The sequence below is a fragment of the uncultured Legionella sp. genome (assembly GCF_937871865.1).
Taxonomy (GTDB): Bacteria; Pseudomonadota; Gammaproteobacteria; order Legionellales; family Legionellaceae; genus Legionella.
The window spans coordinates 1-11,025 of sequence record NZ_CALMPD010000290.1 but is presented as its reverse complement, the minus strand read 5'-3'; the positions used below and the strand labels follow the sequence as shown (position 1 = coordinate 11,025).

Below are 11,025 nucleotides of genomic sequence, written 5' to 3'. Positions count from 1 at the left end.
GTATTTGGATATATTGACCGAAGAAATAGCATACATTACCACAAAAAACGCAAATAATAAGGTAATAAAATCCGCATAGGATATTACCCATCTATGATTATCTACATGTTCTTCAGCTTTGTTTCGTCTTGATTTCATTTGGTTTATGCTGCCCGAAGTTGTTTAATTTTAACTCTAGCATATTGGGGCTTTCTCCACTGGCAATAGCAACTAGCCCCTCTAGAATCATTTCATCAAAATGAACTTTATGAGAAACACAACTTTTTAATTTATTCGCTACCGGAAGAAAAATAAGGTTAGCAAGGCCCACACCATAAATAGTTGCTACGAACGCAACTGCAATCCCTAAACCAAGCGCACTGGGATCCGCCAGATTCCTCATGACCTGGATCAAGCCTAATACAGCACCGAGAATCCCTATGGTTGGGCTATACCCCCCCATACTTTCAAACACATGTGCAGCACGTAAATCCATATGCTCACTACGCTCAATTTCAGCTTCGATGACTTGTCTTATCGTCTGTTTGTCAACGCCAATGACCAATAATTCCAGTCCTTTGTTTATCAACGGGTTTGTTTCAACCTCCAGATGATCTTCTAAAGAGAGTAAACCAAGTTGGCGTGCTTTGCGCGACATATCTATCAGCATGTTGCGGCATTCTTCAAAATTAAGTTTAGGAGGTTTAAATACCCAAGGTAACACTCTAAACGCCCTCTTGAATGTTGCCATGGGAGTTTGAACCATTACCGCTCCCAAAGTTCCGCCCATTACAATCAATAAAGCAGATATATTAAGCAAGGAGTTGATATCTCCCCCTTCATGTATTTGCCCTATGATAATTGCTAAAAAACCTGTAAGTAACCCAATTAATGTTAATGCATCCATTGTTATTTTATTCCGTTATTCGCGACTTGATGCGCAAAGTGGCTTGGCTCAGAATCTGCGACACTCGAGATTCACTAACCTCAAGCACCTCACCAATTTCTTTTAAATTCAAATCCTGTTCATAATAAAGTGATAATACCAATCGTTCTTTATGAGGTAAACCATCAATTACCTGGGTCAGACGATTCATCAAATCTTTATGCATTACGTTGACATGAGGTTCAGTAGACTCGCCTCCTCCCTCACTGTGTAACATATCATCAGTTACTCCTAAATCCTCAAAGCCATATAAATGACTGCTTACAGAATCTTGTAGCATTTCATGATATTCGTTTATTGGTAATCCCAGCTCAACAGCAATTTCAGTATCCTTTGCTTCACGTCCCAATCGATGCTCCAGATTTTTTACAGCCTCAGATATCATTCGTGAATTACGATACACCGATCGCGGTACCCAATCATTCCTTCTGACTTCATCAAGCATATGCCCCCTGATACGTATTCCCGCATAAGTTTCAAATGAAGCACCTTTAGATGAATCATAATGTCTCGCAGCTTCAAGTAAACCAAGCATCCCGGCCTGTATTAAATCATCGAGTTGAACACTGTGCGGCAATCGGCCAAGCAAATGGTGCGCTATTCGTTTAACCAATATGGCATGAGTTTTTACCAATGTTTCCTGGGTTTGTTGATTTACTTTGCTGTATGCAGCTAAAGCATCCACGATACTCTCCTTACAATAACAGCACAGATAATTAATCCAAGACAATCTAAAAAACCACCAAAACTACTTTAAGTATAGTGAATAATTTAAAAATCACCTGCAACTAATCGCTCTAAAAAGAAACTGGTATTTCCACCTAGCGCAGGCTTAAATGGCCAGCTACTCACATTTTCAGCTAACTCCTTGATAGCCGCGGATGCTTCTGAATCTGGATAAGCCGTTAAAACCGGTTTTTGCATCTTCACTGATTTGTGAACATGCTCATCAAATGGTATTGCTCCTAAATAGTCTAGTTGAACATCAAGAAATTGCTCTGAAACTCTGAATAATTTATTAAATAAATCGCGCCCATCTTTAAGGTTTCGTACCATATTGGCCAAAACATGAAAATGTGTCCATTCATATCGTTTGCTCATCACTTTAATCAATGCATAAGCATCGGTTAAAGAGGTCGGCTCATCACAAACCACAACGATCAACTCCTGAGAGGAACGAGTAAAACTCAATACAGCATCAGAAATTCCTGCTGCTGTATCGATAATCAAATAATCTAAATCATCAGTTAACTCGTTAAACGCATCTATTATGCCAGCATGTTCAGCTTGGGTAAGTTGCGTCATAAATTCTGTTCCTGATGCAGAAGGTATGACGCTTATTCCTCCTGGTCCTTGCAAGATAATATCACTTAAGTGACATCCCCCCTGAATGACATGGGATAAATTATATTTCGTATGTAAACCCAGCATAATATCGACATTAGCTAATCCCAGATCGGCATCAAGCAACATAACACTCTTGTTCATTTGAGCCAAGGCGACGGCCAAATTCACAGACACATTGCTTTTTCCAACGCCTCCTTTGCCTGCGCTGACCGCAATGACGGTTACTGGTTTAGTTCGAGCCAGGTTTCTCAAGCCAGATGCTTGATCCTTTATGCTTTTATTAAGTTTCGACATAATACTTTCTCCCAACACACGACTGTTCCTTATTCAAAGCTTTGTCGCTCTGAAACAGCTGAATTTCCTGTTGAGCGAAAAGCTCAACAAGCTGATGACGTGTAGCCATTTTTATGTCTTCCGGAACGCGCTGTCCATGCGTTAAATAGCTTACACCCAATCCCGACTCAATTACGGCGCTTAACGCACCGCCAACAGCAAGAGATTCATCTAATTTAGTAAGAATGCATTGATCAACCTGATTAGCCTTATAACGTTTAATCGCGTCAATTAATACTTGATAATGGCTTGTTGCAGGAAGTACTAGCACTTTAGAAATTGATTGAAGATAAGTCCCCAATACCTGCATCTGTTTTGCTACGCGTTCATCGGCTGGATTCATTCCAGCAGTGTCAATTAAAATCAATTTTTTATCGCTTAATTGACGCAAAACTCGTGCTAGAGCAACCTCGTCTTGTGCAACACAAACCTTAACCCCAAGAATTTTTCCATAAAGAACTAATTGTTCCTGAGCAGCGATTCTATAAGTATCCATGGTAACCAAACCAAGATTATCTGCACCAAATCGCAAGCTAAACCGCGCCGCAATTTTGGCGAGAGTAGTGGTTTTTCCGACACCAGTTGGCCCCACAAAGGCGTATACTCCCCCTTCTTCTATTCTGCCAATATCACGTATAGGTATCAGTTCAGTCACCTGAGCTAATATACTTTGCCATGCTCGTTGCTGATTTAAGTCAGGATTAACCGAGCGCGCCCAGGAAGCAGCAGTAGTATGGCTGACTCCTAAATATAAAAGCTTCTGCAACAATATGGTGTGTAATGGTTCACTTCCTCCGACAGTCCCTCTTAATTGTGCTTCAAGCATGCTGCGTAATGTTTGAATTTCCTGTTTCATATCATCAAGAGGCGTCTGAACATTGGTATACTGCTCAGCCTGACTTGCAGGTTCAGCAGCAGCAATAGCTGATTTAGTAGTGAGTATCGACTCATCAAAATCTATAGCAGCAACGATCTCTACCCCACCGTCGACATGATGGCTTGATAAAATCACAGCATCAGGGCCAAACGTGGCCTTGATTTGTTGCATCGCACTTCGTGTATCTGTTGCGACAAAGCGTTTTAATTTCATAAAGCCTCCTGCTTTTGAAACTTACTTACATCGAGTAGCCCTATCCTACTGTTCCAATAATTCGTATTTGTTTGTTATCAGGAATTTCCTGATAAGATAAAACATGGAAATCATTTGATATGTTACGCACAAATCGTGCCAACACAGATCGAATGCTCGGTTGAACCACCAAGACCGAACTCTCCTGTTTCGCTTGCTGTTGCATTGCAAATTGTGACAAAGATTGTTGTATCCTGTCTGCCATGCCTGGTTCAAAACTGACTCCTCCTGTTCCACTGCTTTGTATTGTGTTTTGCAATAATTGTTCCAACTCTGGTTTCAAAGTAATAATTGGAAGTTCTTCGTTTAATCCACTGATTTTCTGAGTTATTAATCGAGATAATGAAATTCGTACCTGACCAATTAAAAACTCGGCATCCTTGGATTTGGGCGCATTTTCCGCCAAAGTTTCGACTATGGTACGGATGTCAGTTAATGGAATATGCTCTAATAACAATCCCTGGAGCACCTTGCTTACCATCCCTAGAGAAAGCCCATCTGGAACTAGTTCTTTAACCAGTTTTGGCGAACTTACCGCCAATTTATCCAGAAGTTGCTGAGTCTCTTCATAGCCTAACAATTGTTGACTGTTTTGTTCCAAAATATGACTCAAATGAGTTGCAACAACTGTAGAAGCATCTACTACAGTATAACCCAAAGTATGTGCTTGTTCTTTTTGACCTTCATTAATCCATACAGCCTCCATGCCAAAAGCAGGATCTTTTCCTTGAATACCTTCGAGCTGCCCAAAGACCTGGCCTGGATTTATAGCCAGGCTTCTGTCTGGATGAATCACTGATTCACCCATAATGACTCCAGCCAGACTAAGCCTGTAATGATTTGGTTTCAAATCCAGATTATCTCGAATATGAACTGATGGAATTAAAAACCCCAGCTCCTGGGATATTTTTTTACGCACTCCTTTGATTCGTGACAGTAAAACCCCTCCTTGAGCACTATCAACTAAAGGAATTAAACGATAGCCCACTTCAAGACTAATCACATCAACCGGATTGACGTCATCCCAGGACAGTTCAGAAATATTTTGTTCTGTAGCCATATTCAAATCATCAAGACTATCATTTTGAAGGGTGCCGCGCTGCTTTTCCTTGTTCATGAATAAATAGGCAATACCGCCAAGGCCTGCTGATAATAGAAGGAAAGCAATATGAGGCATGCCCGGGATTATTCCAATTAAACCAATTATTATCGAAGCAATAACAAGCGATCGTGGTTTGGCAAAAATTTGAGAAATTACTGCCTGTCCCATATTCTGGGCACTGGACACGCGAGTCACAATGATTGCTGTAGCTGTCGACAATATTAATGAAGGGACCTGAGCAACCAAACCATCGCCGATCGTGAGTAAGATATAATTATGCAAGGCATCGTTCAGGCTCATTCCATGTTGCGCAATACCGATAATCAATCCGCCCACAATATTAATCACCAGAACTAAAATACCTGCAACAGCATCTCCGCGCACGAATTTACTCGCACCATCCATGGAACCATAAAAGTCAGCCTCCTGAGCCACATCCGTTCTACGTTTAACTGCCTGTTCCTGGTTAATTAAACCTGCATTAAGATCAGCATCAATTGCCATTTGTTTTCCAGGCAACGAATCCAATGTAAAGCGCGCGCTAACCTCGGAGACTCGACCAGCTCCTTTGGTGACCACAACAAAATTGATGACCACTAAAATAATAAACACAACCAAACCAACAGTGTAATTACCTCCAATAACTACCTCGCCAAACGACTCAATCACTTGTCCCGCAGCATCAGTACCATTATGACCATTTAGAAGCACGACGCGGGTTGATGCGACGTTCAGTGCAAGACGTAATAATGTTGCAATCAGAATGACTGTGGGAAAAACAGCGAAATCCAATGGTCGTTCACTGTAAATAACGGCTAATAAAACAACTAAAGATAAGGCAATATTAAATGTAAAAAAGATATCCAGTAAAAATGGTGGTAATGGCAACATCATCATACTGAGCATAATGACAAGCATGATAGGCGTACCTAATCCTTGTCGTATCCAATAATTTAAGAAGTTCAATGCATTGGTCATTAAATATCCTCTTCTGCTTCACGAGCCAATTCCGGAGGAATAGGAACGTTTTGTAAAATTTCAGGTTTATAGTCATATCGTTGCTTGTCTTTAAGCTGAAATACATAAGCCAAAACTTGAGCTACAGCAACATATAATCCCCTAGGTATTTCTGCGTTTAATTTGGTAGAAAAATAAATAGCTCTGGCAAGAGGAGGCACTGAAATAATAGGGATTTTGTGAGTTTTAGCCACGCTATTAATTTGAAAAGCAATGAGATCTTTTCCCTTTGCCACCACGACAGGAGCTCGTTTTCCTTTTTGCTTGTAAGATAAAGCAACAGCATAATGAGTTGGGTTGGTCAGAATAACATCAGCCTTAGGAACCTCATTCATCATGCGACGTCGAGACAATTCCTGTTGAGCTCTCCGAATTGCGCTTTTTACTTCAGGTTTTCCTTCTGTTTCTTTATATTCATCTCTTAACTCTTGTTTTGTCATTTTCATCGCTTTGTTATGCTCATATAATTGAAAAGGCACATCAACAGCAGCAATGAGAATCAAACTTGCGGATATATAGACAAAAGACTTGATAATAATTAATCCGCCGCTAGCTATCGCCGTTTCAATAGGAGCATTTCCTAATGCCAATAAAGCAGGAATCTGTACTTTCAGCACTAAAACGGCAACACCAGCAACTAAAACAAACTTGAAAAAAGACTTTATCATTTCAACCAGGCCTTTGATTGAAACCATGCGTTTAAAACCTTTAAGTATACTGAGTCTTGAAAATTTGGGTTGCAGTGCTTGTCCGCTAAAAACCCACCCGCCCAAAAGAAGAGGAGCGCCTAAAGACAATAAAAAAATAACCACCAAAATAGGAGTAAGCGCTCCCAACCCTATTTTTGCCAAAGCGTACATGCGTTCAAATGCAATTACAGGAGTAAGAAGAACATTAGAATCAAACTCAAAGGCCTGACGCATTAAATCAGCCAATTGATCGGAGAGATGTCTTCCGAAAATCAGAAACCCAACTCCAGTAAATAATAAAATGACCGTTGCATTAAAATCTTTCGAACGAGCAACCTGCCCTTTATCAAGGGATTCTTTCAGCCGTTTGGCCGAGGGCTGTTCGGTTTTTTCCTGAGCCTGTTCTTCTTCTGACATCAGTGCAACATCCCTGTTATATACTTCATGCCCAGTTGAATACTCTCTGCCATTTGAGTTCCAATAGTAGACAAGCCTACTTTAATAATCACAAATCCCATTAACAACGTTATCGGAAATCCTAAAGAAAAGATATTAAGTTGTGGCGCAACCCGAGTCATTATTCCAAATGCTAAACTGACAATCAGCAAAGATAAAATAGCGGGAATCGAAATTAGTAATGCTTCTTTAAACATCCAGCCAGAGAACATAATAACGTTCCAAACTACGGAATTTTCCAATGACACCTGCCCAATTGGCATAATTCTAAAACTGTCAATTATTGCTTCCAGAATAGCCAAATGACCATTTAATGCTAAAAAGACCAAAGTCATCATCATTAAATAGAATTGGCTTATTAAAGGCACACTCGCTTTACTGGCAGGATCAACCATTATCGCAAACCCCAATCCAGCTTGCATTGAAATAATCTGCCCCCCCAGCACAAAAACCTGAAATACCAGTTGCAATACAAAACCCATCAACATACCAAGAAATAATTCCTGTATAAAGTACACCACAAATAATCCATTGAAATTGAGAAAGGATAAGTCTTGCGGAACCAGAAAAGCACAGGTCCAACTCACAGCACATAATAAAAAAAGTTTCACTCTGGAAGGCAGTAAAACAGATGATAAAACTGGAACCGTTAGCATCAAACCACCAATACGCCCCATTGGCCATATGACCTGACTGAATATGCGTATCATTGTTTGATAATCCAGACTCATTATTTATTACCTATTTATTCAAACGTTTTTTATAAATTCTACTGACTTTGACTCATACCCTATCCAATCAAATATGGAATATTAGTGATTAGTGCATCTGTATAATTGATTAAGGTTTTTAGTAACCATGGCCCCGCAAAAACCAGAACTAAAAAAGTCACAAATAATTTGGGAATAAAACTTAAGCTTGATTCATTAATCTGAGTTGCAGCCTGAAACATGGCAACAACCAAACCAACTACCAACCCAGGCATTATTAGTACAGTAAGCATTAACAAAATCACATAAATACTGTCACTGAACAGAGAAATAACCGTTTCAGGAGTCATGTCATCTCCTAAGCCATCGCAAAACTGGATGCAAGAGAACCCAATACTAAGGTCCAACCATCGACCATTACAAACAACATAATTTTAAATGGCAGAGAGATGATCAAAGGAGACAACATCATCATCCCCATTGCCATTAATAAACTGGAAACAACAAGATCTATGATCAGGAACGGTAAAAATAAAATAAAACCAATTTGAAATGCCGTTTTAAGCTCGCTGGTAATGAATGCAGGAATGATTATGCTCATTGGAATATCTTCCAGAGTTGCGGGGTTAGTGTTGGCAAATTTTTCAAACAATGATAAGTCATTTTTTCTGGTTTGATTGAGCATGAATTGACGCAAAGGCTTTTGTGCATTCTCCAATGCATCGGGAAAGTCTATTTTTTCTGCTATATAAGGTTGCACTGCTTTTTCATTAATCGTATTAAATACAGGTGACATTACAAAGTAGGTCATAAACAATGCAATTCCTACCAATATTTGATTGGTAGGAGTTTGTGCCATACCAATAGCTTGTCTCAAGATAGACAAGACAATAATTATCCGGGTAAATGCGGTCATTGCCATGAGTAAGCCGGGCAAGACACTTAATACCGTCATAAAAATTAAAATTTGTAAATTAACGCTGTAGGACTGCGAGCCATTGGCCCCGCTATTTACTGTAACCGCAGGCAAAGAAAATGGATCAGCTTGTAAAATCAAGGGAAACAAAGCGAATAAAACCAATAAAATAAATTGTTGTTTTTTCATTCTATGATTTCCCTACAGCCGATTTAAGCAATTCTGAAAAAGTAGATTTATTACTCAAATCAAAACCAGCAGGTAATTGCTCACCAAAATCATATAATAAAGTTACTGAACCAGCACCAACGCCCATTAATAAATAGCGCTCACCAACCATGAGCAGCATCACTCGTTCTTTGGGACCCAAGGTAATACTCGCAATCGATTGAAACCCTTTTGACGAACTGAGATTAGCTCCTTGTAATCGCTTCACTAACCATGACAGCACAATAATAATAAGCAGGACAAGAAGCAATCCACTAATCACTTTCATTAGCTCACTATGACTAATCATGTTATTTGAATGCTCAGTGGGAAGCGCACATGCTGCAGAACTCATCAAACCAAACATCATCGCTAAAGTTCGTTTCATCATCTAAGACGCTTAATCCGTTCAGCTTTGCTAACGATATCAGTTAATCTGACCCCAAATTTATCGTTAACTACCACGACTTCTCCATGTGCAACCAAGGTGCCGTTAACTAACACATCCAAAGGATCGCCAGCTAAACGATCAAGTGCCACTATGCCGCCCTGATTTAATTGCAATAAATTGCGAATAGTCATTTTTGTTCGACCAATTTCAACAGTCACGGATACAGGAATATCCAAAATCAATTCCATTTTTTCGTTATCAGCATCCGGCACTTCATTGGAAACCGGTTGTGTTGGATCATTTGCAGTAGTTTTAGCCTGAGTCATCCCTTTCCCCTAATAACTGATACTTTTGATAATTTTTAACGCACGCTTATCATTTGCGCTACCTAATGTTGCAGTAAAACTTGGTGTACCTTCAATATCAAGCGTCACTACTTCACTCATCTCCACTGGAATGAAATCTCCTACTTGCCAGGACATAACTTTCCCTAAAGTACTAACAGTTTCAGCCATTGCAGAACTGACAGTAAGCTCTACATCCATTAATTCTTCTTTCAATGATTTAATCCAGTTCGGATCAATCTCGTCATCAGGACGAGACGCCCCCAACTCCAGTTGCTGTTTAATGGGTTCAACCATGGAATAAGGCAAAATAAAAAAGAAGGAGCCCGTTTCTTTACCGAAATTTAACGTAAAACGTGCCACCAGAAGCATTTCCTCTGGCTCTGTGATGTTAACTAGTTGAGGGTTAGTTTCATCATTAAATTTCATAATATCCAGGTGAATAATCGGTTCCCAGGCATGAGTTAAATTTGAAATTAATTTTTTAGTAACAACGTCCATCACCCGTAATTCTGTGGCCGTAAAATCAGTCTTATCTTTTTGAGCAAAAAACTGGGAACTACCGCCAAAATAATAATCCACCAGGTCATACACAAAGATACTGTCAAACAACAATATTCCTTTTCCACGTAATGGTTTAAATTTATAAATACTCATCAAGCTAGGATTGGGTAAGCTTCCCATGAAATCACGGTGTTTTACTATTAATAAAGGATCCTGCTTGATTTCAAAATCTTTAGCGGTTAATTGATAAATATCTGTAGCAAACAACCGTACGGCTCTATCATAAATTTTATCCAAAACAGGCAACTGACCTTTTACAATCCGTTGCTGTCCAGTAAAATTAAGCGTTTTAACCCCATCAACAGTACTTTCTTTAGCAGGTGCACTGGAGTCCATCTCCTGAGGATCTGCTGCCTGTGATTTTTTACGTGGTGATTTCGCAGCAGTCTTTGTTTCTACAGGCGGCGACTCTTCTTCTGCGGTATCGTCCACTGACTCTAGCAGAGCATCTATCTCTTCCTGTGATAAAACATCTTTCTCAGCCATAAGTAATCCATTCACAATCGACAGTATTTCCTGAGTTCGAATATGAAGCCAGGTTCAAGTACTTTAAAGATCATCTAATCAATTTAAAGTATTTAACGATCCTAATGCAAGGTGCATGCCACTATTAAAATATGATGTTAAATCAATAGAATGCACTATAATCCAGCATCAATACCCTCATCTGCCATGCAGACTAAAATGGGTTGATTATTGATGTTTCAGTGCTCAATAATCAGCGCCATTTTGGCGCAAACTCACAATAAGGTACTGAATCCAGGAGCTATTGACCTCTTAAATCCCGATATACAATGGTTTGCATCCATGAATCCCGCGCACAAGGTACGCATGAGCCAGGGGCACCATTAAGTTAAGGATTTGGCCGTCCTCAGGATGACGTACTGTTTTTAAC

At 39.7% G+C, this 11,025-nt stretch carries 13 protein-coding genes; all 13 read right to left on the bottom strand.

Features of this window, described 5'->3' with window-relative positions; translation table 11 throughout:
- Positions 1-138 (bottom strand): flagellar motor protein MotB (locus Q0495_RS15640; RefSeq protein ID WP_298627942.1); only part of this gene is annotated, 138 nt, incomplete at its 3' end.
- Positions 113-886: a flagellar motor protein gene (locus Q0495_RS15635; protein WP_298627940.1), complete on the bottom strand. Its 774-nt coding sequence runs from the start codon at positions 884-886 to the stop codon at positions 113-115. The genes Q0495_RS15640 and Q0495_RS15635, both read right to left, overlap by 26 nt.
- Before the next feature lie 7 nt (positions 887-893).
- Positions 894-1,610 (bottom strand): RNA polymerase sigma factor FliA, encoded by a 717-nt coding sequence (locus Q0495_RS15630; RefSeq protein WP_298627938.1) that lies wholly within the window; start codon positions 1,608-1,610, stop codon positions 894-896.
- Positions 1,611-1,696: 86 nt separating this feature from the next.
- On the bottom strand, positions 1,697-2,566 hold the full coding sequence (locus tag Q0495_RS15625) for a MinD/ParA family protein (protein WP_298627936.1): 870 nt from the start codon (positions 2,564-2,566) through the stop codon (positions 1,697-1,699).
- Positions 2,553-3,695, bottom strand: a complete 1,143-nt coding sequence (gene flhF / locus Q0495_RS15620; RefSeq protein ID WP_298627934.1) for a flagellar biosynthesis protein FlhF — start codon at positions 3,693-3,695, stop codon at positions 2,553-2,555. The genes Q0495_RS15625 and flhF overlap by 14 nt, the downstream gene beginning before the upstream one ends.
- 40 nt (positions 3,696-3,735) lie before the next feature.
- The gene (flhA, locus tag Q0495_RS15615; protein ID WP_298627932.1) at positions 3,736-5,814 is read right to left on the bottom strand and encodes a flagellar biosynthesis protein FlhA; all 2,079 of its coding nucleotides are present in this window, start codon (positions 5,812-5,814) and stop codon (positions 3,736-3,738) included.
- A complete protein-coding gene (gene flhB / locus Q0495_RS15610; protein WP_298627930.1) occupies positions 5,814-6,959 on the bottom strand; it encodes a flagellar biosynthesis protein FlhB in 1,146 nt (381 codons plus the stop codon). The genes flhA and flhB overlap by 1 nt, the downstream gene beginning before the upstream one ends.
- Complete coding sequence (gene fliR, locus Q0495_RS15605) at positions 6,959-7,729, bottom strand: flagellar biosynthetic protein FliR (RefSeq protein WP_367274448.1); 771 nt, start codon at positions 7,727-7,729, stop codon at positions 6,959-6,961. The genes flhB and fliR overlap by 1 nt, the downstream gene beginning before the upstream one ends.
- A 59-nt stretch (positions 7,730-7,788) precedes the next feature.
- Positions 7,789-8,058 carry a flagellar biosynthesis protein FliQ gene (gene fliQ / locus Q0495_RS15600; protein ID WP_298627926.1) on the bottom strand — a complete coding sequence of 90 codons (270 nt, stop codon included), beginning with the start codon at positions 8,056-8,058 and terminating at the stop codon, positions 7,789-7,791.
- Between the two features lie 8 nt (positions 8,059-8,066).
- Entirely contained in the window at positions 8,067-8,813 is a 747-nt protein-coding gene (fliP, locus tag Q0495_RS15595; protein WP_298627924.1) for a flagellar type III secretion system pore protein FliP, read from the bottom strand.
- A 1-nt stretch (position 8,814) separates the two neighbouring features.
- Positions 8,815-9,201 carry a flagellar biosynthetic protein FliO gene (gene fliO / locus Q0495_RS15590; protein ID WP_367274449.1) on the bottom strand — a complete coding sequence of 129 codons (387 nt, stop codon included), beginning with the start codon at positions 9,199-9,201 and terminating at the stop codon, positions 8,815-8,817.
- 17 nt (positions 9,202-9,218) lie between these two features.
- Positions 9,219-9,548, bottom strand: a complete 330-nt coding sequence (gene fliN / locus Q0495_RS15585) for a flagellar motor switch protein FliN (protein WP_298627921.1) — start codon at positions 9,546-9,548, stop codon at positions 9,219-9,221.
- 9 nt (positions 9,549-9,557) lie between these two features.
- Positions 9,558-10,616: a flagellar motor switch protein FliM gene (gene fliM / locus Q0495_RS15580; RefSeq protein ID WP_298627919.1), complete on the bottom strand. Its 1,059-nt coding sequence runs from the start codon at positions 10,614-10,616 to the stop codon at positions 9,558-9,560.
- Positions 10,617-11,025 lie beyond the last annotated feature (409 nt).